This window comes from Stakelama portus (genome assembly GCF_003171655.1).
In the GTDB taxonomy this organism is placed as follows: domain Bacteria; phylum Pseudomonadota; class Alphaproteobacteria; order Sphingomonadales; family Sphingomonadaceae; genus Sphingomonas; species Sphingomonas portus.
In genome coordinates, this window is record NZ_QFZL01000008.1 from 16,267 (window position 1) to 39,717 (window position 23,451).

The 23,451-nt window shown below is 63.3% G+C and carries 20 protein-coding genes; 11 read left to right on the top strand and 9 right to left on the bottom strand.

Translation table 11 applies throughout. The features are described from left to right. Positions 1–109 precede the first annotated feature (109 nt). Complete coding sequence (locus DKB74_RS17000) at positions 110–1,123, top strand: zinc transporter ZntB (RefSeq protein WP_164497959.1); 1,014 nt, start codon at positions 110–112, stop codon at positions 1,121–1,123. Between the two features lie 134 nt (positions 1,124–1,257). Further along, complete coding sequence (locus DKB74_RS17005) at positions 1,258–2,562, top strand: OmpP1/FadL family transporter (protein WP_109809395.1); 1,305 nt, start codon at positions 1,258–1,260, stop codon at positions 2,560–2,562. A 4-nt stretch (positions 2,563–2,566) separates the two neighbouring features. Here the strand turns inward: DKB74_RS17005 and soxR are convergent, their stop codons facing one another. After that, entirely contained in the window at positions 2,567–3,049 is a 483-nt protein-coding gene (gene soxR, locus DKB74_RS17010; RefSeq protein ID WP_420822422.1) for a redox-sensitive transcriptional activator SoxR, read from the bottom strand. Positions 3,050–3,126: 77 nt separating this feature from the next. On the opposite strand from soxR, the gene DKB74_RS17015 reads away from it, so the two are divergent. From DKB74_RS17015 to DKB74_RS17030, 4 genes are all read left to right on the top strand, one after another. After that, positions 3,127–3,504 carry a VOC family protein gene (locus DKB74_RS17015; RefSeq protein ID WP_109809396.1) on the top strand — a complete coding sequence of 126 codons (378 nt, stop codon included), beginning with the start codon at positions 3,127–3,129 and terminating at the stop codon, positions 3,502–3,504. Positions 3,505–3,597: 93 nt separating this feature from the next. Continuing rightward, positions 3,598–4,824 carry an NADP-dependent isocitrate dehydrogenase gene (locus tag DKB74_RS17020; protein WP_109809397.1) on the top strand — a complete coding sequence of 409 codons (1,227 nt, stop codon included), beginning with the start codon at positions 3,598–3,600 and terminating at the stop codon, positions 4,822–4,824. 171 nt (positions 4,825–4,995) lie between these two features. Continuing rightward, complete coding sequence (locus DKB74_RS17025; protein ID WP_109809398.1) at positions 4,996–6,771, top strand: cation:proton antiporter domain-containing protein; 1,776 nt, start codon at positions 4,996–4,998, stop codon at positions 6,769–6,771. Positions 6,772–6,819: 48 nt separating this feature from the next. Continuing rightward, positions 6,820–8,442, top strand: a complete 1,623-nt coding sequence (locus DKB74_RS17030) for an acyl-CoA dehydrogenase family protein (protein ID WP_109809506.1) — start codon at positions 6,820–6,822, stop codon at positions 8,440–8,442. A 7-nt stretch (positions 8,443–8,449) separates the two neighbouring features. Here DKB74_RS17030 and dinB read toward each other — a convergent pair whose 3' ends face one another. Then, positions 8,450–9,532 carry a DNA polymerase IV gene (gene dinB, locus DKB74_RS17035; protein WP_109809399.1) on the bottom strand — a complete coding sequence of 361 codons (1,083 nt, stop codon included), beginning with the start codon at positions 9,530–9,532 and terminating at the stop codon, positions 8,450–8,452. A gap of 100 nt (positions 9,533–9,632) precedes the next feature. Beyond that, the gene (alaS, locus tag DKB74_RS17040; protein ID WP_109809400.1) at positions 9,633–12,293 is read right to left on the bottom strand and encodes an alanine--tRNA ligase; all 2,661 of its coding nucleotides are present in this window, start codon (positions 12,291–12,293) and stop codon (positions 9,633–9,635) included. Between the two features lie 163 nt (positions 12,294–12,456). Here alaS and DKB74_RS17045 point away from each other — a divergent pair, with 163 nt between their 5' ends. Together DKB74_RS17045 and DKB74_RS17050 are read left to right on the top strand one after the other, a co-directional pair. Continuing rightward, positions 12,457–12,927 (top strand): carboxymuconolactone decarboxylase family protein, encoded by a 471-nt coding sequence (locus tag DKB74_RS17045; protein ID WP_109809401.1) that lies wholly within the window; start codon positions 12,457–12,459, stop codon positions 12,925–12,927. Next, the gene (locus DKB74_RS17050) at positions 12,924–13,796 is read left to right on the top strand and encodes a sigma-70 family RNA polymerase sigma factor (RefSeq protein ID WP_205007899.1); all 873 of its coding nucleotides are present in this window, start codon (positions 12,924–12,926) and stop codon (positions 13,794–13,796) included. The genes DKB74_RS17045 and DKB74_RS17050 overlap by 4 nt, the downstream gene beginning before the upstream one ends. Positions 13,797–13,805: 9 nt before the next feature. On the opposite strand, the gene DKB74_RS17055 is transcribed toward DKB74_RS17050, so the two are convergent. The 4 genes from DKB74_RS17055 to recA form a co-directional block, all read right to left on the bottom strand. Then, entirely contained in the window at positions 13,806–15,056 is a 1,251-nt protein-coding gene (locus tag DKB74_RS17055; protein WP_109809403.1) for a M24 family metallopeptidase, read from the bottom strand. Next, on the bottom strand, positions 15,053–16,372 hold the full coding sequence (locus tag DKB74_RS17060; protein ID WP_239987577.1) for a dicarboxylate/amino acid:cation symporter: 1,320 nt from the start codon (positions 16,370–16,372) through the stop codon (positions 15,053–15,055). The genes DKB74_RS17055 and DKB74_RS17060 overlap by 4 nt, the downstream gene beginning before the upstream one ends. A 27-nt stretch (positions 16,373–16,399) precedes the next feature. Then, positions 16,400–17,044 (bottom strand): glutathione S-transferase family protein, encoded by a 645-nt coding sequence (locus DKB74_RS17065; RefSeq protein ID WP_109809404.1) that lies wholly within the window; start codon positions 17,042–17,044, stop codon positions 16,400–16,402. A 257-nt stretch (positions 17,045–17,301) separates the two neighbouring features. After that, positions 17,302–18,378: a recombinase RecA gene (gene recA, locus DKB74_RS17070; protein ID WP_109809405.1), complete on the bottom strand. Its 1,077-nt coding sequence runs from the start codon at positions 18,376–18,378 to the stop codon at positions 17,302–17,304. Positions 18,379–18,516: 138 nt separating this feature from the next. Here recA and DKB74_RS17075 point away from each other — a divergent pair, with 138 nt between their 5' ends. The 3 genes from DKB74_RS17075 to DKB74_RS17085 are packed head-to-tail and all read left to right on the top strand — an operon-like array spanning position 18,517 to position 20,529. Beyond that, complete coding sequence (locus tag DKB74_RS17075; RefSeq protein ID WP_109809406.1) at positions 18,517–18,951, top strand: acyl carrier protein; 435 nt, start codon at positions 18,517–18,519, stop codon at positions 18,949–18,951. 46 nt (positions 18,952–18,997) lie between these two features. Next, positions 18,998–20,011: an adenosine deaminase gene (locus DKB74_RS17080; RefSeq protein WP_109809407.1), complete on the top strand. Its 1,014-nt coding sequence runs from the start codon at positions 18,998–19,000 to the stop codon at positions 20,009–20,011. After that, positions 20,011–20,529 (top strand): phosphoribosyltransferase, encoded by a 519-nt coding sequence (locus DKB74_RS17085; protein WP_109809408.1) that lies wholly within the window; start codon positions 20,011–20,013, stop codon positions 20,527–20,529. Before DKB74_RS17080 ends, DKB74_RS17085 begins: the two co-directional genes overlap by 1 nt. A gap of 10 nt (positions 20,530–20,539) precedes the next feature. Here DKB74_RS17085 and DKB74_RS17090 read toward each other — a convergent pair whose 3' ends face one another. Both DKB74_RS17090 and DKB74_RS17095 read right to left on the bottom strand, forming a co-directional pair. Then, positions 20,540–20,893 (bottom strand): response regulator, encoded by a 354-nt coding sequence (locus tag DKB74_RS17090; protein WP_109809409.1) that lies wholly within the window; start codon positions 20,891–20,893, stop codon positions 20,540–20,542. A gap of 39 nt (positions 20,894–20,932) precedes the next feature. Further along, a complete protein-coding gene (locus DKB74_RS17095; RefSeq protein WP_109809410.1) occupies positions 20,933–23,323 on the bottom strand; it encodes a hybrid sensor histidine kinase/response regulator in 2,391 nt (796 codons plus the stop codon). Between the last annotated feature and the right edge of the window lie 128 nt (positions 23,324–23,451).

The window sequence follows — 23,451 nt, forward strand, 5'->3', positions numbered from 1 at the left end:
AACGGGGTCGTGATCCGCAGCTTATCGACGCAGCAGGCGTGCCAGTAAAGGGCAGCGCTCCGGGCGTTGGGCGATTGCTCCGCGGCAAAGCGTCGCTATTCTCGCCGGCATGAAGGCACCCCCTGTCGACGACCAGATGATGGCCGACCCGCAAACCGGGCTGATCTTTGCGCGCGTTCTGAACGGGCGCGGCGGCGCGACGGCGCTGGGGTGGGAAGCGGCACGCCACTGGATGCCGCACGATCCGCAGGAAACGCTGTGGATGCATGTCGACCGGAGCGTCGATTGCGTCGACGACTGGCTGCAATCCGAACTCGGCCTGTCCGAAGCCACGGCGGAAGCTCTGACCGCCGATGAAACGCGCCCGCGCGCGTTTCGCGAAGGCGATGCGCTGGTCGCGGTGCTGCGCGGGATCAATTTCAATCCCAATGCCGAGCCGGAGGACATGGTGTCGCTGCGCATGTGGGCGCGCGGCAATCGGGTGCTGACGTTGCGCCGCCGGCCGCTGCAATCCCCGCGCGAGATCGCGGCGATGCTCGACCGCGGCAATGGCCCGAAACGCACCGGCGACCTCGTCACCGAAATCATCGAGCATCTGGTGACCAAGATCGGCAGCACGATCGTCGACATGAACGAGAAAATCGACGAGCTGGAAGACGGTCCCGGCGATTATGACACCGACGATGTGCTGACGATCATCGCCACCATCCGTCGCAACTGCCTTGCGCTCAAACGGCATATGTCGCCCCAGCATGAAGCATTGCTGCAAATCAGCCGCGATCCGCCCGAGTGGCTGAACGAAAATAACAGCCGCGACATTCGCGAAACGATCGATCGGCTCAAGCGCTACCTCGAAGACCTTGATGTTTCAAAGGAAAGTGCCCTGGTCCTTCAGGACGACATCAACAACCGCGCCGCCAATATGGCCAATCATCGCGTCTATCTGTTGACCATTGCGGCTGGCATTTTCCTGCCGCTCAGCTTCGTGACCGCATTGCTCGGCGTCAATCTGGGCGGCATCCCCGGCATGAACGATCCCAACGGATTCTGGATACTGACCGGAATCCTGTGTGCGATGACAGCGTTGCAGTTGATCATATTTCGTATCCTGAAGTGGATCTGACCACGGAACCCGGCGCCTTTCCGCTGGTTCTTGCATTGGAAGCGCAGGCAATTCACAGACCCGTCTGAAATGTCGGGCCGACAAAAGTGGACCGGCGCTTTCATGTCTTGGATATTGTTTGACAGGGTTGCGTAATGCGTTTTCAAAATAAGTGTTTGCTTGCCGCCGCGGCATCGCCGTTGGCGCTTTTCTGCTTTTCGGGCACCGCCAACGCCCAGGCTTTCTATCTTCAGGAACAATCGGCCAAGGCGGCCGGTCGCGCCTTTTCGGGGGAAGCGGCCGATACCGGCGCGGATTCGCTCTGGTGGAATCCGGCGGCGAGCGCGGGCCTTGACCGCGCCGAAATCACTGCTTCGGCTGCAGCGATCCTGCCCGCGGGCGAAGTCGTCGACACCGGCACGCTGATCGTCCGTCCCGGCCAGAGCGCCGCGCCGGTCGGCGGTACGGCCTATTCGACCAATCCGATCGAGGAAGGCGTGTTGCCGACCGGATCGATCGCCGTGCCGCTCAGCGACCGGCTTTCGGTCGGCCTGACGCTGACCTCTCCCTACAGCTTCACCACCGATTACCGCGACGATAGCTGGGCACGCTATTCGGCCGACAAGACGCGGCTGCGCACCTATGACATCCAGCCGTCGATCGCCTTTGCGCCGACATCCTGGCTGCGGGTCGGTGCCGCGCTGAACGCCGAATATGCCGAGGCGACGCTTTCCAACAAGCTGCCCAATCTTTCCGCCGCGCTTCCCGATGGTCAGCAGACGCTCGACGGCAATGGCTGGGATTTCGGCTGGTCGGCCGGGGTGCAGGTGCATGGCGGACCGGTGACGGTCGGCCTGTCGTACAAGTCCGCCATCGAACACACTTTGGACGGCACGGTGGAAATCAGCGGCCTCGTCGGTCCGCTGGCGGCGCAGAACATGTCGCTTGACGGCGTGACGGCGACCTATTCGACGCCGTGGCAGGCGATCGGCGCGGTTCGTTTCGCGGCGACCGACAAGCTGACGCTCAACGCCCAGGTGATTCGCTATGGCTGGAGCGAGTTCGATTCGATCGCGCTCGGCGATCCGCTGAACACCGCGATTCCCGAAAACTACAAGGACAGCTGGAGCTTCGCCGGCGGCTTCGACATGCAGGTCGATCCGTCGCTGACGCTGCGTGCGGGCGTGCAATATGCACAGACGCCGACCCGCGACGGCGAGCGCGACGCGCGCGTTCCGGATTCGGATCGCTGGAATTTCGGCGGCGGTGCGACCGTGAAGGTCTCCAACGCCTTCTCGATCGACGCGGCGGCCAATTATGTGATGTTCGAAGACACGACGATCGATCGTGTGACGGCAGCATATCCGGGCACGGCGGCCCAGACGCCGATCCTGACCAATGGCGAATTGCGCGACGCCAACGCAATCGTGCTTTCGCTCGGCGGTCGTTTCCGCTTCTGACGACCTAGCCTTCGGGATCCAGCGCTGCCGCGGCGGCGCTGGATTCCCGCGTAAAGCGCGGCCCCGGCCCGCGCCGCGCCGCGCGATCCTGAGGATTGTAGAGCGCGCATTTCGCCAGCGATAGACAGCCGCAGCCGATACAGCCGTCGAGCACGTCGCGCGTGCGTTCCAGCTCCGCGATCCGCGCGTCGAGCCGATGTTTCATCTTGCTGCTGATCGCTGCCCAGTCGCGCGCGTTGGGCGCCCTTCCCTGCGGCAATCGATCGAGTTCGTCCGCGATTTCGGGAAGCGACAGTCCAAGCCCCTGCGCGATCATCGCAAAGGACAGGCGGCGAATGTCCGAACGCAGGAAACGGCGTTGCCCGCCGCGCGTGCGATGCGGCGCAACCAGCCCCTTTTCCTCGTAAAAACGGATCGCCGAAACCGCCAGCCCGGTCCGGCGCGCCAGTTCCCCGATCGTCAGCTGATCGTCGGGTCGCAGCGCCATTGCATTTCCTTCTTGACCTCAACCTGACTTGAGCTTGTAGATGCTCGTGGCATGGCAGTCCAACCCGGAGAATTTCCATGCCCGATATCTTCATCGAACACGTCAACATCACCGTTCGCGACGCAGAGCGCAGTGCAATGCTGATGGAACAGCTATTCGACTGGAAAGTCCGTTGGCAGGGCCCAGCCCTCAACGACGGGCATAGCGTCCATGTCGGCGATGATCGTTTCTATCTCGCGCTCTATTCGCCGCCTGAAACTCCGGACGCAGACAGTTTCGTCAAGGGACGCCCGCTCAATCATATCGGCATTTGCGTCGATGACCTCGACAGCATCGAACAGCGGGTCATCGACGCCGGACTGATCCCGTTCAACCATGCCGAATACGCTCCGGGCCGTCGTTTCTATTTCCTCGATCCCGACGGCACCGAATTCGAGATTGTGAGCTACAGCTGACCGGCATGCACGAAGAGGGGCCCCGCCCGGTTGATCCGGGCGCGGCTTGCCCCTAGAGCCTGCGCCAAACCTTCAAGAGGAAAGCGCAGACGCATGGCGAAAATTCAGGTCAAGAACCCCGTCGTGGAGATCGACGGCGACGAGATGACGCGGATCATCTGGCAATGGATCCGTGAGCGTCTCATTCTCCCCTATCTCGACATCGACCTCAAATATTACGACCTTTCGGTCCAGAAGCGTGACGAAACCAACGATCAGATCACGATCGATTCGGCCAATGCGATCAAGGAACATGGCGTTGGCGTGAAGTGCGCCACGATCACTCCGGACGAAGCGCGTGTCGAGGAATTCGACCTCAAGAAGATGTGGAAGTCGCCGAACGGCACGATCCGCAACATTCTGGGCGGCGTTGTTTTCCGCGAGCCGATCGTGATGCGCAACGTCCCCCGCCTCGTCCCGGGCTGGACCAAGCCGATCGTCGTCGGCCGCCACGCATTTGGCGACCAGTATAAAGCGACCGATTACAAGGTGCCCGGCCCCGGCAAGCTGCGCCTTGTGTTCGAAGGCGATGACGGCACCGTGATCGACGAGGAAGTGTTCCAGTTCCCCGGCGCCGGCGTCGCGATGGCAATGTACAATCTGGACGAATCGATCCGCGATTTCGCGCGTGCATCGCTCAACTATGGCGTCGACCGCAAATGGCCGGTCTATCTCTCGACCAAGAACACGATCCTCAAGGCCTATGACGGTCGCTTCAAGGACATTTTCCAGGAAGTGTTCGAAACCGAATTCGAAGCCAAGTTCAAGGAACTGGGCATCGAATATCAGCACCGCCTGATCGACGACATGGTCGCTTCGGCGCTCAAGTGGCACGGCGAATTCATCTGGGCCTGCAAGAATTATGACGGCGACGTCCAGTCGGACACCGTCGCGCAGGGTTTCGGCTCGCTCGGCCTGATGACTTCGGTGCTGATGTCGCCCGACGGCAAGACCGTGGAAGCCGAAGCGGCGCACGGCACCGTTACGCGCCACTATCGCCAGCACCAGCAGGGCAAGGCGACGTCGACCAACCCGATCGCGTCGATTTTCGCCTGGACGCGCGGCCTGATCTATCGCGGCAAGTTCGACAATACGCCCGATGTGACGAAGTTCGCCGAAACGCTCGAAAAGGTCTGTGTCGACACCGTCGAAGGCGGCCAGATGACCAAGGATCTCGCGATCCTGATCGGCCCGGACCAGCCGTGGATGACCACCGAGCAGTTCTTCGAAGCGATCCGCGTCAACCTCGAAACCGAAATGAGCAAACAGGGTCTCGGCTGAGCCCCTTACGCCATTCAGGCTTTTGCGGCCCGCCGCTCGGAAACGAGCGGCGGGCCGTTTTGATTCAGGGCGCCGCTTCACCGGTCATCCGGCCGGTACAAAAGCGATTTTCGTAAGCCGGCACGCATCCTTTCCGATGACAATCCGCGTCGAGCACGTAAGAATGGCGCCATGCTCAATGTGGAAAATAACGGATTCAGCGACGCGCTGGTGATTTTGGGGGCCGCGGGGATCGTGATCCCTGCCTTTGCGCGGTACAAGATCAGCCCGGTGATCGGGTTCATCCTGGTCGGCGTGCTGGTGGGGCCTGCCGGGCTGGGCTCGCTCGTGAGCAATTACCCCTGGCTCTATCACATCACCATTTCCGATCCGCATGCGATCGAACCCTTTGCCGAATTCGGCATCATCCTGCTGCTGTTCGCGATCGGACTGGAGCTGTCGTTCAAGCGACTTTGGGCAATGCGATCTTTGGTGTTCGGCGTCGGTGTCGCCGAACTGCTCGGTTCGGGACTGTTGCTTGGCGTCGGTATCCACTTGCTGGGTCAGAGCTGGGGCGGTGCCATCGGTCTCGGCCTCGCGCTTGCGCTTTCCTCGACTGCACTGGTGTTGCCGATCGCCGGGACGACCAGCCCGGTCGGCCGCGCCGCGTTCGCGATGCTGTTGTTCGAGGATCTGGCGCTTTTTCCGATCATCTTCCTGCTGGGTGCGATTTCACCGCTGTCGATGGACGCCGGGACCGACGATCTGTGGCGGGTCATCCTGATCGGCGTCGTCACCATCACCGTGCTGATCCTGGCGGGACGGTTCCTCGTCCCGCAGCTTTTCGCTCAGGCTGCGCGAACCAAAAGCCCCGAGCTGTTTCTGGCGGCCAGCCTGCTCGTCGTGATCGTCGCCAGCCTGGCGACATCGGTGATCGGCCTGTCGCCGATCGTCGGCGCGCTGATCGCGGGGATGATGATCGCGGAGACCGAATATCGTTCGGAAGTCGAATCGATCACTGCGCCGTTTCGCGGGCTCGCGCTGGGCGTATTTCTGATCACGGTCGGCATGCAGCTCGATCTGCGGCTGGTCGCGATGAACTGGACGACGCTGCTCAGCGCCATCCTGGCGGTCATGGTCGTCAAGGCAGGGGTGACGATGGCGCTGCTGAAACTCAGCGGCGCGCGTACCGGCACCGCTGCCGAAACCGGCGTGCTGATGGCCAGCCCTTCGGAAACGACACTGATCGTGCTCGGCGTCGCGGCGGCCGCCGGCCTGATCCTGCCGTCGACCGCCGCCTTCTGGACCAGCGTGACGGCAATCGGCCTCACCATCACCCCGCTGCTGGCCAAGGCGGGAAAGCTCGCTTCGCGGATGATCGAACGGCAATCCAACGAAGAGAAGGAAGAAACCGAAGTCGCGCCCGAAGGGCCCGGAACCGTCGTCATCGGCTTCGGTCGCGTCGGCCGGACGGTGGCGGACATGCTGGTCCGGCACGGCATTCGCTATACCGCCGTCGACGCCGATATCGACAATGTCACCTCGGCCCGGCGCGAAGGATATCATGTGCTGTTCGGCAATGTCGGGCGCACCGAATTCGTGGATATGCTGAACCTGGGCCGGGCGACCGCGCTGGTGCTGACGATGGACGATCCGGTGCTGACCGTGCGCCTGACCCGGCGGGTGCGCAGCTGGGTTCCGCATCTGCCGGTCATCGCGCGCGCCCGCGATTCCCGCCACGCCGCCGAATTGTACAAGGCCGGGGCAACCGATGCCGTGCCCGAAACGCTCGAAAGCTCGCTGCAGCTTTCCGAAGCGTTGCTGGTCGATCTCGGCATCGCCGTCGGACCGGTCATCGCCTCGATTCACGACAAGCGCGACGAAATGCGCAAGGCGATCATGGACGATGCCGGGCTGGACCGGGAACCGCGGCTGCGCATTCATCGCCTGGGCGACGCACAAAGTTGACGTTGCACGGGGCGCGAGACCCCGGCGACGCAGGACAGGAGAGCCATGATGCCCCGCTTCGCCCCCGCGACGCGCCTCGAAACGCATGAGGTCACCAACCAGCCGCCCGAATTCGGCGAACGCGACCTGTACGCCACCGACACCGCCTTGCGCGAAGCGGTACGGCGCGAGGGCGGCGATTGGCTCGACGGACCGCTGACGGCGCTGGGCACCGCATGTGGATCGGAGGAAATGCTCGACCTGGGCGATATTGCCAATCGCAACCCACCCGAACTGGTGCGGTTCGATCGCTATGGCCGCCAGATCGATGAGGCGCGCTTTCACCCCGCCTATCACCGGCTGATGGCGGCGGCGATGGATCATGGCATCCATGACATCGCCTGGCGCGCGGACCGGCCGGGCGGGCATGTCGGCCATGCCGCGATGCTGGCTGTCTTTACCCAGACGGAAGCGGGCGTGATGTGCCCGATCAACATGACCTATGCCGCGGTGCCGGCGTTGCGGACACAACCCGAGGTCGCCGAGCCCTGGCTGAACAAGCTGATCGGCGGCACCTATGACGCGCCGCTGCGCCCCATCGCCGAAAAGGCGGGGATTACGCTGGGCATGGCAATGACCGAGAAACAGGGCGGCAGCGACGTACGCGCCAATACGACCCGCGCCGAACGGGCCACTGACGGCTGGCGGCTGACCGGCCATAAATGGTTCTGCTCCGCCCCGATGAGCGACGGGTTTCTTACCCTCGCTTATGTCGGTGACGGCCTCACCTGTTTCCTCGTCCCCCGGATCACACCCGATGGCGAGCGCAACGCGATCCATGTGATGCGGCTGAAGGACAAGCTGGGCAACAAATCCAATGCGTCGAGCGAGATCGAATATCACGGTGCCTTCGCGTGGATGATCGGCGAACCGGGGCGCGGCGTGCGCACGATCATCGACATGGTCCACCACACCCGGCTCGGCACGATCGCCGGCACGCTGGGCATCATGCGCCGCGCATTGGCAGAGGCCGTGCACCATGTCCGCCATCGCCGCGTGTTTCAGAAGACACTGATCGACCAGCCGGCAATGGCGGCGGTGATCGCCGATCTGGCCATCGAATATGAAGCCGCCGCCGCGATGGTGATGCGCGTTGCACGCGCCTTTGACGACGAGCCCGCCTTTGCGCGCATCGCCGTCGCGCTCGCCAAATATTGGCTGACCAAACGCTGCGCCAATTTCGTTTACGAATGCATGGAATGCCTGGGCGGCGCCGGATATGTCGAGGAAGCCCCCCTCGCCCGCTATTATCGCGAGGCGCCGCTCAACGCGATCTGGGAAGGTTCGGGCAATGTCATCGCGCTCGATATCCTGCGCACGCTGGCAAAGGAGCCCGAGGCTGGACAGGCGCTCTTTGCCGAACTGGCGACGGCACGCGGGAGCGACGCGCGCTTCGACGGTGAGGTTGCCGCTTTGCAGGATCGGCTCGCCAAGGGCCTGCCGTCGGAAAGCGAAGCGCGCTTCATCGCCGAACGACTGGCATTGCTGCTACAGGCCAGCCTGCTGATCCGTCATGCGCCCGCCGCCGTCAGCGACGCCTTCATCGCCACGCGCATCGCCGGTGAAGGCGGGCGCAGTTTCGGTATTCTGCCGCCCTCCAGCGACATCGCAACCATCTTGTCGCGGCAATAGCAGGCGTTCAGGCGGCGCCGCCGAGCAACGGCAATTCCTCCCCGGATTCCTCGCTGGGAAAGTTGGACACGGTCACGCCCACCAGCCGGATACCCATTTGCGTCGGCAGCACGCCGCGGATCAGCGCAAGGCTCGCCTCGCGCAAGGCCGCTTGCGTGCGCACCGGCGCGGGCTGGCTGCGGCTGCGCGTGATCTGGCGGAAATCGGCGAATTTCACTTTCACAGTGACGGTTCGCCCGAACCGCTGCGCCTTTTCGCACCAGTCCCAGACACTATCGGCCTGACCCAGCACCCCCGCTTCGATTTCCGCAGGATCGGTCAGGTCGCTGCGAAAGGTGGTTTCCGAACCCGATGATTTGCGCGTCCGGTTGGGATTGACCGGGCGATCATCCTCGCCGCGCGCGATTGCATGATACCATTGCGCCGAACTGCCGAAATGCCGTTGCAGGAATTCCATCGATTGCGCGCGCAGATCGGCTCCGGTTTCGATGCCCAGCCGGTTCATCTTTGCCGCCGTTACTGGCCCGACACCGTGGAAACGCTTGACCGGCAATGTCGCGACCCAGTCGGCGCCCATATCCGGCGTCACTGCGAACTGGCCGTTGGGCTTGCGGTGATCGGACGCGAGTTTGGCGAGAAACTTGTTGTACGAAATCCCGGCCGAAGCGGTCAGCCCGGTCTCTTCCCGGATGCGCGCGCGGATCGCCTTCGCCGTCGCCCAGGCGGTCGCCAGTCCCATCCGGTTTTCCGTGACGTCGAGATATGCCTCATCGAGCGAAAGCGGCTGAATAAGGTCGGTATATTCGGCGAAGATCGCATGAATCTGCTGCGACACCGCGCGATAGACGTCGAAGCGCGGGCGCACGAAAACAAGCTCCGGGCACCGCCGGATCGCCGTGACCGACGGCATCGCCGAACGCACGCCATATTCGCGCGCTTCGTAACTCGCCGCCGCAACCACCCCGCGCGATGCGCCGTGACCGACCGCCACCGGCTTGCCACGCAGCTCCGGCGCGTCGCGCTGCTCCACCGACGCGAAGAACGCGTCCATGTCGATATGAATGATCTTGCGGACATCGCCCGGTGCCATGGCGAGGGCTTAGCGCATCCGGAACATGATGGGAACATCAACAGTTAGGGCCCGGACTGCCGCCCGGACCCTTACTGTGTGCGATCCTGTCCGTCCGCGGTCAGGCCGCTTCCTTCGCAGCCTCCAGCGCGCCCTTTACGGCGGCAAGCGCCTCGGCACCCTTGTCGCCATCGGGGCCCCCGCCCTGCGCCATGTCGGGACGGCCGCCGCCGCCCTTCCCGCCCAGCGCTTCGACCGCCGCTTTCACCAGATCGACGGCGCTGTGCGTAGCGATCAGGTCATCGGTTACGCCCACCGCAACAGAAGCGCGACCGTCATTGACCGCCACCAGCGCCACGATGCCCGATCCGACCCGCTGCTTGGCATCATCGATTGCACCGCGCAGTGCCTTGGGATCCAGCCCGTCGAGCACCTGACCCAGGAAGTTGACGCCCGCCACTTGCTCCGGGCCGGCAGCAGGCGCACCGCCCCCACCGCCCAGTGCCAGTGCCTTTTTGGCGTCGGCGAGTTCGCGTTCGAGCCGTTTGCGCTCCTCGACCAGGCTGACGATGCGCGCGGGCACTTCGTCGGGCGAGGATTTGAGCACCGATGCCGCTTCGCGCAGCTTTTCGTCACGCCCGACCAGCCACTGACGCGCGCCTTCGCCGGTCAGTGCCTCGATCCGGCGAACGCCGCTCGAAACCGCGCTTTCGGACACGATCTTGAAAATCGCGATGTCGCCCAGCGCAGTGACGTGCGTGCCGCCGCACAGTTCGACGGAGAAATGCTTGTCCACCGCCTTGCCCATCGAAAGCACGCGGACTTCATCGCCATATTTTTCACCGAACAGTGCCATCGCGCCTGCGGCAATGGCATCGTCGGGCGTCATCAGCCGCGTCGTCACCGCTTCATTGTGGCGGATCTGCGCATTCACATCGGCCTCGATCGCCGCAATCTCTTCCGCCGTCAGCGCCGAGGGATGCGAGAAATCGAAACGCAGACGATCGGGCGCGACCAGACTGCCCTTCTGGCTCACATGCGGGCCAAGCGTCGAACGCAGCGCGGCATGGAGCAAATGCGTCGCAGAGTGATTGGCGCGGATCGCATCGCGGCGCGCGACATCGATGGCAAGATGCACTGTGTCGCCCACTGCGATGTCGCCGCTTTCGACCGTCGCCTGATGCGCATGGAGCCGCCCGAGCGGCTTCGACGTATCGGAAACGATGGCGCGCAAACCCTTGTCATCGCTGACGATTCCCGCGTCACCCATCTGGCCGCCGCTTTCGCCATAAAAGGGCGTCTGGTTGGTCAGGATGACGATTTCGTCGCCCGGCCCGGCACGCTCGACACGCTGGCCGTCCTTGATAAGCGCGACGACCTGTCCGTCGCTTTCGGTCGCCGAATATCCGGTGAATTCGGTCGACCCCACTTCGTCGGCAATGTCGAACCAGATATCGTCCGAAGCCTTTGCCCCTGACCCCTTCCACGCCGCGCGCGCAGCGGCCTTTTGTTCGGCCATCGCGGCGTCGAATCCGGCGCGGTCGACTGCGATCGACTGGCTGCGCAGCGCGTCTTCGGTCAGGTCATAGGGGAAGCCATAGGTGTCATAGAGCTTGAACGCGGTTTCGCCGGCCAGCGTATCGCCAGCGCCCAGCTCGATCGTCGCTTCCTCAAGCAGCTTCAGGCCCGTCGCCAGCGTACGGCGGAAGCGGGTTTCCTCCTGCAACAAGGTTGCTTCGATCAACGGCTGCGCACGGATCAGGTCGGGGTACGCCCCGCCCATTTCCGAAACCAGCGAGGGCACCAGCCGGTGCATCAACGGCTCCTTGGCACCCAGCAGATGCGCATGCCGCATCGCGCGGCGCATGATGCGGCGCAGGACATAGCCGCGCCCTTCATTCGCCGGTAGCACGCCGTCCGCAACCAGAAAGCCCGAGGCGCGCAAATGATCGGCGATGACGCGATGGCTCGCCTTGTTCTCGCCACCGGTCGACGTGCCGGTCAGCGCGGCGCTTTCGTCGATCAGCGCAACGAAAGTGTCGATATCGTAATTGTCGTGCTTGCCCTGGAGCAGCGCGGCGATCCGTTCCAGCCCCATGCCGGTGTCGATCGACTGTTTGGGCAGGTCGCCGACGATCTTTCCGCCCGCCTGCACATATTGCATGAAGACGAGGTTCCAGATCTCGATGAAGCGATCGCCATCCTCGTCGGGCGAACCGGGAGGGCCGCCGGGGATATGATCGCCATGATCATAGAAGATTTCCGAGCACGGGCCGCAGGGGCCATCATCGCCCATCGTCCAGAAATTGTCGCTGGAGGCGATGCGGATGATGCGATCCTCGGGAAGGCCCGCGATCTTTTTCCACAGGTCCGCCGCCTGATCGTCCTCATGGAAGACAGTGACGAGCAGCCGCTTGGGATCGATGCCCCATTCCTTGGTCACCAGCCCCCAGGCGAGTTCGATCGCGCGATCCTTGAAATAGTCGCCGAACGAGAAATTCCCCAGCATTTCAAAGAAGGTATGATGCCGCGCGGTATAGCCGACATTGTCCAGATCATTATGCTTGCCGCCCGCGCGCACGCATTTCTGGCTGCTGGTCGCAGTCGAATAATCCCGATGCTCCAGGCCGGTGAACACGTTCTTGAACGGCACCATGCCGGCATTCACGAACATCAGCGTGGGATCGTTATGCGGAACCAGCGGCGCCGAAGGCACCTTGGCGTGCCCTTCACGCTCGAAATAGTCGAGGAACGAGCGGCGGATATCGTTTGTGGACGTCATGCCAGCGATTTAGGCGCGGTCCGCGTGTCACTCAAGCGAAACGGTTCGATGGATGTGATCGACTGACCCCCTTGCGGCTTTCGCCACGATTTTTTGTCGTCCATGTCACATTCGCGCACCGCGTCTCGTCATGCTTCCGGACAGATTGAAAGGAAACCGGGACATGACTGACAAGACCGACATCTTCGCCGCCGAACCCGAACTGATGCGGCAATGGAAGCAGCTTTCGACAAATGTCGGGCACAGCATCGATCCCGTCACTGCGGCGCTGGTGATGATCCGTACATCGCAAATCAACGGCTGCGCGAATTGCATCAACATGCACACTGCCGAAGCCCGCGCGCAGGACGAGACCGAGCAGCGCATCTATCTGTTGTCGGCATGGCGCGACGCGCCATGTTACAGTGATCGCGAGCGCGCCGCGCTTGGCTGGACCGAGGCACTGACTCGCCTTTCGGAAGGACATGCGATGGATTCGGCGAAGACCGCGCTTGCCGAACATTTCGATCCGGAGGAGCAGGTGCGGCTGACCCTGATGATCAACATCATCGCCGGCTGGAACCGGCTGGCGACGGGATTCGGGCTGTGGATCGAACCGGTGCGTGGCAAGGTCACGCCCTCGCAAGCGGCGTGAACCCGCCTTCCACCCTCGACGATAGCGACGCGGCGGCGGCTTTCACGCCGCTGCGTCCGGTGCTGATTCGTGTGGCCTATCGCATGCTGGGTTCGGTTTCGGATGCGGAAGATGCGGTGCAGGAGGGGTTCCTGCGCTGGATGGCAACCGACCGCGCCGCCATTCGCGAGCCGGAGGCATGGCTGCGGCGCACCGTGACGCGACTATGCCTCGATCAGCTCAAATCGGCACGGCATCGGCGCGAAACCTATATCGGCCCCTGGCTGCCCGATCCGGTGATCGAAGATGGCGGCAGTGACCCGGACGATGTCACACTCCCGCTGATGCTGGCGCTGGAACGCCTGTCGCCGCTCGAACGCGCTGCGTTCCTGTTGCACGATGTGTTCGGGCTCGACTTCGCCGAAGTGGCCGCGACGATCGGTCGCGAACCGGCCAGTTGCCGCCAACTGGCGAGCCGGGCGCGCTCCCATGTCCATGCCGAACGGCCGCGATTCATGATCGAGCGCGAGCGCGGCCTGCAACTCGCCCAGGCATTTTTCCACGCGTCGCGCAGCGGCGATACTACGGCATTACGGGCCATGCTGGCCGATGACGTTTCGATTCATTCGGATGGCGGAGGCAAGCGACCGGCCGCCATCGTTCCCGTCATCGGGGCAGATCAGGTCGTCCGATTGCATCGGGCGCTGGCGATATTGTTCCGCAAATATGGGTCGCAGCTGGTGCGAACCACATTCATCAACGGCCTGCCGGGTTTCGTGACGCGCGAAGGCGACGGCGTGTTACAAACCACTGCGCTCGATATCGACGGCGATCGCATTCGCGCGATCTATATCATGCGCAACCCGGACAAGCTGCGCCATCTGCACTAGCCCCGGTGATCAGCGGAAAGGTTCGTCCAGGCTGACCGGCGGTTCGCTGAACCATGCGGGGCCGGTTTCGGTGATGTGGATGCAGTCCTCGAGCCGCACGCCGAATTTGCCGGGTAGATAGATGCCCGGTTCGTCGGAGAAGCACATGCCCGGCTTGAGCAACGTCGCCTCACCACGCACGAAATTGACCGGTTCGTGGCCTTCCATGCCGATGCCGTGCCCCGTGCGATGCGACAGGCCGGGCAGCGCATAATCGGGGCCATAGCCGAGGCTGTCATAATAGCGGCGCACCGCATCATCGACCGCGCCCGCAGGCGTGCCGACCTGCGCCGCCTCGAACGCGATCTGCTGGCCGCGATGGACTTCGTTCCACACCTTGCGCTGTTCGGGCGTCGCTTCGCCATGAACGAAGGTGCGCGAGACATCGGATTCATAATCATGCACCGAACAGCCGCAATCCATCAGCACGACTTCGCCCGGGCGAACCATCTGTGGCTGGCCCGATCCATGCGGATAGGCCGACGCCTCGCCCAGCAGGATCAGGTTGAATTCGACATTGCCCCCCATCGCGCGTGTCGCCGCCGTCATCAGCGCGCCGATGTCGCGCGGAGTCATGCCCGATTCGATCTGCGGCCAGGTCCAGCGATAGGCGGCGATGGTGATGTCGGTCGCGATCTGCATCAGCGCGAGTTCGGCGGGCGTTTTGATCATGCGGCAGCCGCGAATGATCGGATCGCCGGGAACCAGCCGGGCATCGGGTAGCGCCCTGCCCAGCCCCGCGACCGCGAAATAGCGCACCGATTCCTCGATACCGACCGGCTTGTCGGCAAGCCCGCGATCCTTGAGAAATCCCGCGACAATTTCGGTCGGGTCCTCATGTTCCTGCCACACGCGCACTTCGCACGGGACCCCGAGCGATTCGCGCACCGAAGGCTCTTCGAAGAAGGGCGTGACGATGCACGGCTCACCCTCCTGCGGAATCACCAGCGCGGTCAGCCGCTCGCTGCGCCACCAGCGTACGCCGCTGAAATAGATCATCGACGCGCCGGGCTCGATCACCACCGCGCCGATGCCCTGTTCCTGCATCAGTTGCTGGGCACGCGCGATCCGCCCTGCCCGCTCCTCCGGCCCGATTTCGACTGCATTGGCGGCAAGGTTCGGCAAGTCGCTCGCCTGCTGCGCCAGCGCGCGGGCGAAGGGCGTCGCAAGCAGCGGCACCATCGCCGCGCCGGCAATCAGCCTGCGGCGATCGACGATCATGCCGGCGCTCCCTCCGGCGCGTCCTTCTCTCCGGTCGACACGACCGTGGCGAGCACCAGATCGCCGACGACGTTGAGCGTGGTACGGCACATATCGAGGAACCGATCGACGCCCAGAACCAGGCCGATCCCTTCGGGCGGGACGCCGACCATGCCGAGAATCAGCGCCACGACCGGCAGTGATCCCGCAGGCACGCCCGCCGTTCCGATGCCGCCAAGGATGCAGATCAGCATCACCGTGACTTGCTGGGTGAAGCTGAGATCGACGCCGAAAAACTGCGCGAGAAACAGAACCGTGACGCCTTCGAACATCGCGGTGCCGTTCTGATTCGCAGTCGCGCCCACCGTCAGCACGAACCGGGCAACCTTACGCGGAAGCTTGAGCTCAAGATCGGCGACGCGCAGCGCCGTCGGCAATGTCGCGTTCGACGATGCAGTCGAAAAGGCCATCACCGTCGCTTCCTGAGTCTGACGGAAGAAATCGAGCGGGTTCTTCTTCGCGATCAGGATCAGCAGCAGCGGGAAGACGAGGAACATCTGCGCCCCAAGCGCGAGCAGCACCACGCCGACATAGGCCGACAGCCGCACCATCAATTCCCAGCCGAACAGCGCGGCGAGGTTGAACATGAAACAAAAGACCGCGAGCGGCGCCATTTTGATGACGATGCCGATCAGTTTCATCGCGACGACGAAGATGCCTTCGATGCCGTCCTTCAGCACCTGAACTTCGCGCCGGTCACCCGCCAGCAGGATGCCGATGCCGAAAAACAGCGCAAAGAACATCACCGCCAGAATATCGTTCGCAGTCATCGCCGAAACGACGTTCGACGGGACAATCGAAAGCACGGCATCGATACCGGTAGGCGTCGAACCGGTGCGTTCGAGGATGGCGCTGGCATTGCTGCCGGCGTCGTCGAGCATCGACTGGACCATGGCGGGATCGGTGCCGGCACCCGGCTGAAGCAGATTGACGATGCCAATGCTGATCAGCACCGCGATGCTCGACACGACGATCGTCAGCATCAGCGTGCGCAGGCCGACACGGCGGAGCGACTTGATCTCGCCCATTTCGGCGATGCCGACGACCAGCGCCGAAAACAGCAGCGGAATGACGAGCATGAAGAGCAGGCGGAGGAAAAGCTGGCCGATCGGACCGGTGACATAGGTCGTCACCGTTTCCACCCAGGACGCGCCACCGGCGAAGAAATGCACCAGGAGGCCAAGCCCCAGGCCGAGCGCGAACCCGCCCAGCATCCACCATTGCAGCTTGCTTTCGCCGCGCGCTTCCGTTGTTGCGCTGCCCTCGGCCGCTTCCATCAATACCCCCTTGCTGATTTCCAAGCGTCACGCATAGGCATAAGGGCCGCCCTTGGCGAGAGCCCTCTGATAGGCGGGGCGGCCATGAATCGTTTCCAGCCATTTGCCGATATGCGGACGGTCGTTCCGGGCATCGGCCCGCGCCGCGGCGGCTTCCAGCGGAAAGCTCATCATGATGTCAGCGGCGGTGAAGCTGTCGCCGGCGAACCAGGGACGCGACGCGAGTTCGGTTTCGACCCAGTCGAGATGCGTGTCGATCATCGGCTGGATGCGCTTCTGCGCGGCCTTGCCGAACAAGGGCACGCGCGTCAGCACCAGCTTCACCAGCAACGGCGGCATCAGCGACCCTTCGGCATAATGCATGAAGTGGCGATAGCGCAGCGTGTTTTCGCGGTGCGCCGGCGCACCAAGCCTGCCATCGGCCTTTTCGACCAGATATTCGACGATGGCGCCGGTTTCCGCCACAACACGCGGGCCTGCCTGCGACGCACTGCTCGAATCGGTAATGACCGGCGATTTGCCCAACGGGTGCACGCGCCTAAGCTCGGGCGGCGCAAGCATGGTCTGCTTGTTGCGCGCATAGCGCTGGACCTCATAGGGCATGCCCAGTTCCTCGAGCAGCCAGAGGATCCGCTGCGAGCGCGAATTTTCGAGATGGTGAACCGTGATCATCGTGCCAGAGCTCCGTCGGCGAAATCGTTGGAGCGCGGTCTACCCTGTCGGCGCGGATATTTCCCGCAATTTCAGCACGAAGATTGCGCGGACGATCCGGAAATTAGCGCACACGAAGCGTTTCGTAGCGGAAGCCGGGTAACAGGAAAGACCCGGCGCAAGGGAGCGACGCCGGGTCTTCCTGTGGGAACATGTCCCGTGACCGCCTTCGCCCCATGCGCGCGAACGAAACGGTCGATACCTTATTGTAGAAGGACTCAATCCTCTGCGTCGGGTCCGGTCATCATTTCCTCAGCCACCTGATCGGTCCGGCCACGGATCGCCTTTTCGAGACGGTCGCAGAGATCGGGATTTTCCTTGAGGAAGGTCTTGGCGTTTTCACGCCCCTGGCCGATGCGGACGCTGTCATAGCTGAACCAGGCGCCGGCCTTTTCCACCAGACCCGCCTTGACGCCGAGATCGAGGATCTCGCCGATCTTCGACACGCCTTCGCCATACATGATGTCGAATTCGACTTGCTTGAACGGCGGCGCGACCTTGTTCTTCACCACCTTCACGCGCGTCGAATTGCCGATGATGTCGTCGCGATCCTTGATCTGGCCGGTGCGGCGAATGTCGAGCCGCACCGAAGCATAGAATTTGAGCGCATTACCGCCGGTCGTGGTTTCCGGATTGCCGTACATCACGCCGATCTTCATGCGCAGCTGGTTGATGAAGATCACCATGCAGCGCGAGCGGCTGATCGATCCGGTCAGCTTGCGCAGGCTTTGCGACATCAGCCGCGCCTGCAGGCCGACATGGCTGTCGCCCATTTCGCCTTCGATTTCGGCGCGCGGCACCAGCGCGGCAACCGAATCGACCACCAGCACGTCGATCGCATTCGAACGCACCAGCGTATCGGTGATTTCCAGCGCCTGCTCGCCGGTATCAGGCTGAGACACGATCAGTTCGTCGATATCGACGCCCAGCTTGCGGGCATAAACCGGATCGAGCGCGTGTTCGGCATCGACAAAGGCGGCGGTACCGCCCATTTTCTGCGCTTCGGCGATCACGTGCAGCGCGAGCGTCGTCTTGCCCGAGCTTTCCGGGCCATAGATTTCGATCACACGGCCGCGCGGCAGGCCGCCGACGCCAAGCGCGATGTCGAGTCCCAGCGACCCGGTCGAAATCGCTTCGACCTGCATCGTCTCCTTCGAGCCGAGCTTCATCGCGCTGCCCTTGCCGAACGCGCGATCGATCTGCGCGAGCGCCGCGTCCAGAGCCTTTTGCCGTTCGCCTGCTGCCTTGTCGGTTGCTGCCATCTTGCCGTCGATCACCTTGAGAGAAGCCGCCATTGGATTCGTCCCTGTCGCTAAAGGAATGCCGAAACGCGTTCAACGTCTGTCGCATCGTGTACGACATTTGTTCTCAAAGAACAAGAGCGGAACGAAATCTTCATTGCGACATGCGAAAAGCAGGCTATTTCCAGTCGCATGAGCGTCGAGCGCGAAATCCGCGAGTTGATCGCCGAACAGAGCGGCATGCCGCTGATCCGCATTCATCGCGACTCCCGCATCGCGGAGGATCTGGGCATTTCGGGTGATGATGCAGTGACATTGTTTTCGCGAATTTCGGGGCGGTATCGTGTCGATCTGACCGCTTTGTGGAAACGGTGGGACCGGCATTTCCTGATCAATGCGCTTTCCATCCGCACGATCGTGGCGATGGCTGTCGTGCTGCTGATCGCAACATTGATCGCAAAATGGGTCGGCGGGGTGATGTATCTACCTGCCAGCGGCATTTTCCTTCTCGCCCTGTTGCTCGCCGCGCTGATATGGCTGCCGTTGCGCAGGACGCTTCCGCTGCGAAAGCCGGTGCCGATCCGGGTTCGCGATATCGTTCAGGCGGTGGAACGCGGAAACTGGTGATGGTACGCGGCTTGCCAGAGCGGTCGCCGCGCGCGATGCTCCGGCGATGACCAATCTCACCAGTTTCGTTCAGGGCCTGCCCAAGGCCGAGCTCCACTTGCATATCGAAGGCAGCCTCGAACCCGAATTGATGTTCGCGCTTGCCGAGCGCAACAAGGTGTCGATTCCGTTCGCCAGTGTCGAAGATGTGCGCGCGGCCTATGATTTTTCGAACCTGCAGGATTTTCTCGACATCTATTATGCTGGCGCGAATGTGCTGCGTACCGAAGCGGATTTTTGCGATCTGGCGACTGCCTATTTCGATCGCGCGGCGGCGGACGGCGTGCGCCATTCCGAAATCTTCTTCGATCCCCAGACGCATACCGATCGCGGCATCCCGTTTCAGGTCGTCGCCGACGGCCTTCTCGCGGGCATGGCCGAAGCCGAAGCGAAACACGGGCTCACTTCCAAACTGATTCTCTGCTTCCTCCGCCATCTGGACGAGGACGCTGCGTTCGAAACGCTGAAAGCCGCCGAACCCTGGCTCGATCGGATCGAAGGCGTCGGGCTCGATTCGTCCGAAGTCGGCCATCCGCCGAGCAAATTCGCGCGAGTATTCGAAGCCGCTCGCGGCATGGGGCTGAAAGCAGTCGCGCATGCGGGCGAGGAAGGTCCGCCCGAATATGTGTGGGAAGCGCTCGATCTGCTCCATATCGACCGGCTGGACCATGGCAATCGCGCGCTTGAGGACGCGAAACTGACCGAGCGGCTCGCGCAGAGCGGGATGACGCTGACGGTGTGCCCGCTTTCCAATCTGAAGCTGTGCGTGATCCCCGACATGGCCGCGCATCCGATCGACCGGATGCTGAAAGCGGGGCTGCGCGCCACGATCAATTCCGACGATCCGGCCTATTTCGGCGGCTATGTCGTCGATAATTATGTCGCGGCGGCACAGGCACGCGGGCTCGATCGCGACGATCTGGTAACGCTCGCCCGCAACAGCTTTCTCGGCTCGTTCCTGCCGCCGGCGGAAATTGCCGGGCATGTCGCGCGGCTCGATGCCTGGGCGGCGGCAAATTGATGCCGGTATTCACACCAATCCCGCACGAGCAATTCGTCGATCATGTGCACAGGCTTGCAAAGGCCATCGCCGCCGACAGCGCGTGGGAACCGAGTTTCCTGATCGGCATCGGTCGTGGCGGCCTGGCACCGGCGGTGTATCTCAGCCACGCGACCGGTCGGCCGATGCTGTCGGTCGACCATAGTTCGAAAGTGCCCGATTTCGCCGACGCGCCACTCGAACGCCTGGCGGCACGCACCACATCGGGCGAACGGCTGTTGTTCGTCGACGATATCAACGATACCGGCAGCACGATCGCGAAGTTGCGCGCGGCGCTTGCTGCGGCGGGCGCGGTTGCGGGCAATGTCCGGTTCGCGACGCTGATCGACAACAGCGGATCGAGCCAGCGCGTCGAATATCGCGCGCGCACGATCGACCGCGCAGTGACGAAGGACTGGTTCGTCTTTCCCTGGGAAGCGGTCGCCTCGCAAAAATCGCTGGAACAAGACGCCGCAGAAGTGCCGCAGCGGACGGCCTGAACCGGCCGACTTAGTCGAGCGATTCAAGCGCGGCCTCGACCGCTTCGAGCGTGAACGGCTTTTGCAGCACCGGGCGCCCCTTGTGCGCATCGGCGATACTGTCGTCCGACCCGCCGGTGGCCAGCACGAAGGGAATGCCGCTTTCGGCCAGCTTGTCCGCGACCGGCCAGCTGGTTTCGCCCGCGCGCAGATTGACGTCGAGGATCACGGCATCGACGCCGCCATCCTCCAGGCGCGACAATGCCGTTTCGCAACTGTCGGCGGTGCCCGCGACCTGGCGATCGAGCACTTCGAGAAAATCCTCGAGCATCATCGCGATCAAGGGTTCGTCCTCGACGATCAAAACACTGGAGATACTGACCATAGACTTCATGGAATGCAGAAATTTCCTGCGCAGGCCAAGCTATTTCGCCGAAAGCGCTTCGCGAACCGCCTCGGCGAGTTGCTGCACCGAAAATGGCTTGGGCAGAAAAGCGACATTGTCGAGGTCGATCGACTTGCGAAGCTGTTCCTCGGCATAGCCCGACATGAACAGAATCGGGATATCGGGATAGCGTTCGCGAACCTGCCGCGCCATGGTCGGACCGTCCATCGAAGGCATCACCACGTCCGAAACCAGCAGATCCGGGCGATCGCAGTCCTGAAGCAATTCCAGCGCGGCCTCGCCATTTTCCGCCGTCATCACGGTATAGCCCTGCCGCGTCAGCGCGCGTTCGGCGACAGCGCGAACCATATCTTCGTCCTCGACCACCAGCACGGTGCCGCTGCCCCACAGGTCGGCCGGCTTTTCCTTGACCGGCGTGACTGCCTTGGTCGCTTCCGCCGCGGCATGCACGGGCAGATAGATGGTGAAGGCCGTTCCCTTGCCCAACGCGCTTTCGGCGAAGATGAACCCGCCCGATTGCTTGATGATGCCGTAGACGGTCGAAAGGCCCAGTCCCGTCCCCTTCCCCACTTCCTTGGTCGTGAAAAAGGGTTCGAAGATCTTGGGCAGGATGTCGGGCGGGATGCCCGTGCCGGTGTCGGATATGCGCAGCGCGGTATAATCGCCGACGGGCAGCACATCCTCGTCCATCTGCCGCACTTCGGAAGACGGCACGGCCGCCGTCTCGATCGTCAGCGTCCCACCACCGGTGGGATTGGCGGCAAGCATGGCATCGCGCGCATTGACCGCCAGATTGACGACCACCTGCTCAAGCTGGCCGGGATCGGCGCGTACCGGGCCAAGATTGCGGCCATGTTTGACTTCGAGCTTCACCGTTTCGCCGAGCAGGCGCTTGAGCAGGTTCGACACCTCCGAAATCACGTCGGGAAGCTGTAGCACCTGCGGCCGCAGCGTCTGCTGGCGCGAAAAGGCGAGCAATTGCCGCGTCAGGCTGGCCGCACGGTTCGAATTGGCGCGGATCTGCTGGATATCGTCATAATCGCTGTCGCCGGGCGAATGGCGCATCAGCATCAGGTCGCAATGGCCGATAATCGCGGTCAGGATATTGTTGAAATCATGCGCGACGCCGCCGGCAAGCTGGCCCACTGCCTGCATCTTGGTCGCCTGCGCCACCTGGCGCTTGAGCTTCCCTTCCTCCCCCGAATCCTTGAGGCTGATCAGCACCGCAGCTTCGCCCAGCCCGCGCGCGCTCGCCAGCGAGATGGCGAGCGGCTCTTCGGGTGCGTCGGCCAGCCGGATCGCCATATCGGTCGAATGCGCCGCACCGCCCGAAAAACGGCGTACGGCATCGGCAAGCGCCGCCTTGTCCTCGCGCACCACCAGGTCGCCCGGATATAGCGGCGGAGCGGCGGGGTTCACGCGCGTCGCGCGGACGAACGCATCGTTCATATGGACGAAACGCCCGTCGCGATCGACCAGCGCCATGCCGAGCGGCAACAGCGAGATCAGCGAGCGGACATGCGCCGTCGCGCTGCCGCCGATCGCCGGAGTGTTGACCGCGCTCGTCTCTTCGTCGAGCAGCGCGACCAGCATCGGAGAATCCTCCGCGTCGAGAAACGGAATCTGCAGGACGCGCAATGGCGTGCCGGTCAGGCCTTCGCGCTCGAACCGCACCTGGCCGCTACTGTCGGTAATCAGGAAGCGCGTGAAATCGCGTCCTTCGATCGCGGCATCGTCGCGACCCATCGCACGCAGCCGCAAAACCCGATTGGCCGACCGCACCCGCCCTTCGGGCGTCACCAGCGCCGCCATGATGCCCGCGCTGCCCAGCCGATCGCCGGTCTGGCTCGCGATCAGGGTCTGGACGGTCTGGGCAAGGTCGAGCCCCTGAACGCCCACGAAGCGCCATACGAGCATATCCTCGCCGACGCGCGCGACCTGCGCGGTTACCGGCGCGCCCGAAACGTCGATCGGATCGCTGCGCCCTTCGCCATCGCGCCATGCCGCGCGACCGGCGATATGCAGCGATTGCCCGGCCTCGGTCGATACCGGCAGATTGGGAGGCGTCGGATAGCCTTCGAACAATGCCGCATAGCGCGCGTTCGCGCATACCAGCCGGCCCGCCCGATCGGTCACGGCCAGCGCATCGTCGCTCGCCGCCGCCAGGGCGTGCGCGACCGACCAGTCGATGGTCGGTTCTGCCGCATCCGTGCCGCCGAACAGTTTTCGCGCGGCGAGCAGGCCACCCGCCACCAACAGCGTCGCGGCAACGAACCCGACCGCGAGCGCACGATCATTGAGCGTGATCAGAACCAGCCCCGCCGCCGCGAATCCCGCGAGCAGCGCGGCGAGCAGCGGCATCAGCGCGCGCGCATGTTCACGGGAGGGAGCTGCCGGTACCGAAGCCATGGCCCGTCCTGTGCCGGACATGCTTCCCGGTCAAGCATCCGGGCGCCGAAACGCGCGATTTGGCAAATGAAATCTCACGCCCGGCCAAAAACGAAAACGGCCCGCCGAAAGGATCCGGCGGGCCGCAT

Coding starts and splice junctions, on each gene's coding strand:
- DKB74_RS17005 (WP_109809395.1), top strand. CDS start 1,258: ATGCGTTTTCAAAATAAGTGTTTGCTTGCCGCCGCGGCATCGCCGTTG.
- DKB74_RS17015 (WP_109809396.1), top strand. CDS start 3,127: ATGCCCGATATCTTCATCGAACACGTCAACATCACCGTTCGCGACGCA.
- DKB74_RS17080 (WP_109809407.1), top strand. CDS start 18,998: ATGACCAATCTCACCAGTTTCGTTCAGGGCCTGCCCAAGGCCGAGCTC.
- soxR (WP_420822422.1), bottom strand. CDS start 3,049: ATGGCGCTGCGACCCGACGATCAGCTGACGATCGGGGAACTGGCGCGC.
- DKB74_RS17000 (WP_164497959.1), top strand. CDS start 110: ATGAAGGCACCCCCTGTCGACGACCAGATGATGGCCGACCCGCAAACC.
- DKB74_RS17085 (WP_109809408.1), top strand. CDS start 20,011: ATGCCGGTATTCACACCAATCCCGCACGAGCAATTCGTCGATCATGTG.
- alaS (WP_109809400.1), bottom strand. CDS start 12,293: ATGACGTCCACAAACGATATCCGCCGCTCGTTCCTCGACTATTTCGAG.
- DKB74_RS17075 (WP_109809406.1), top strand. CDS start 18,517: ATGAGCGTCGAGCGCGAAATCCGCGAGTTGATCGCCGAACAGAGCGGC.
- DKB74_RS17025 (WP_109809398.1), top strand. CDS start 4,996: ATGCTCAATGTGGAAAATAACGGATTCAGCGACGCGCTGGTGATTTTG.
- DKB74_RS17055 (WP_109809403.1), bottom strand. CDS start 15,056: ATGATCGTCGATCGCCGCAGGCTGATTGCCGGCGCGGCGATGGTGCCG.
- DKB74_RS17045 (WP_109809401.1), top strand. CDS start 12,457: ATGACTGACAAGACCGACATCTTCGCCGCCGAACCCGAACTGATGCGG.
- DKB74_RS17020 (WP_109809397.1), top strand. CDS start 3,598: ATGGCGAAAATTCAGGTCAAGAACCCCGTCGTGGAGATCGACGGCGAC.
- DKB74_RS17095 (WP_109809410.1), bottom strand. CDS start 23,323: ATGGCTTCGGTACCGGCAGCTCCCTCCCGTGAACATGCGCGCGCGCTG.
- DKB74_RS17060 (WP_239987577.1), bottom strand. CDS start 16,372: ATGGAAGCGGCCGAGGGCAGCGCAACAACGGAAGCGCGCGGCGAAAGC.
- DKB74_RS17030 (WP_109809506.1), top strand. CDS start 6,820: ATGCCCCGCTTCGCCCCCGCGACGCGCCTCGAAACGCATGAGGTCACC.
- dinB (WP_109809399.1), bottom strand. CDS start 9,532: ATGGCACCGGGCGATGTCCGCAAGATCATTCATATCGACATGGACGCG.
- recA (WP_109809405.1), bottom strand. CDS start 18,378: ATGGCGGCTTCTCTCAAGGTGATCGACGGCAAGATGGCAGCAACCGAC.
- DKB74_RS17065 (WP_109809404.1), bottom strand. CDS start 17,044: ATGATCACGGTTCACCATCTCGAAAATTCGCGCTCGCAGCGGATCCTC.
- DKB74_RS17090 (WP_109809409.1), bottom strand. CDS start 20,893: ATGGTCAGTATCTCCAGTGTTTTGATCGTCGAGGACGAACCCTTGATC.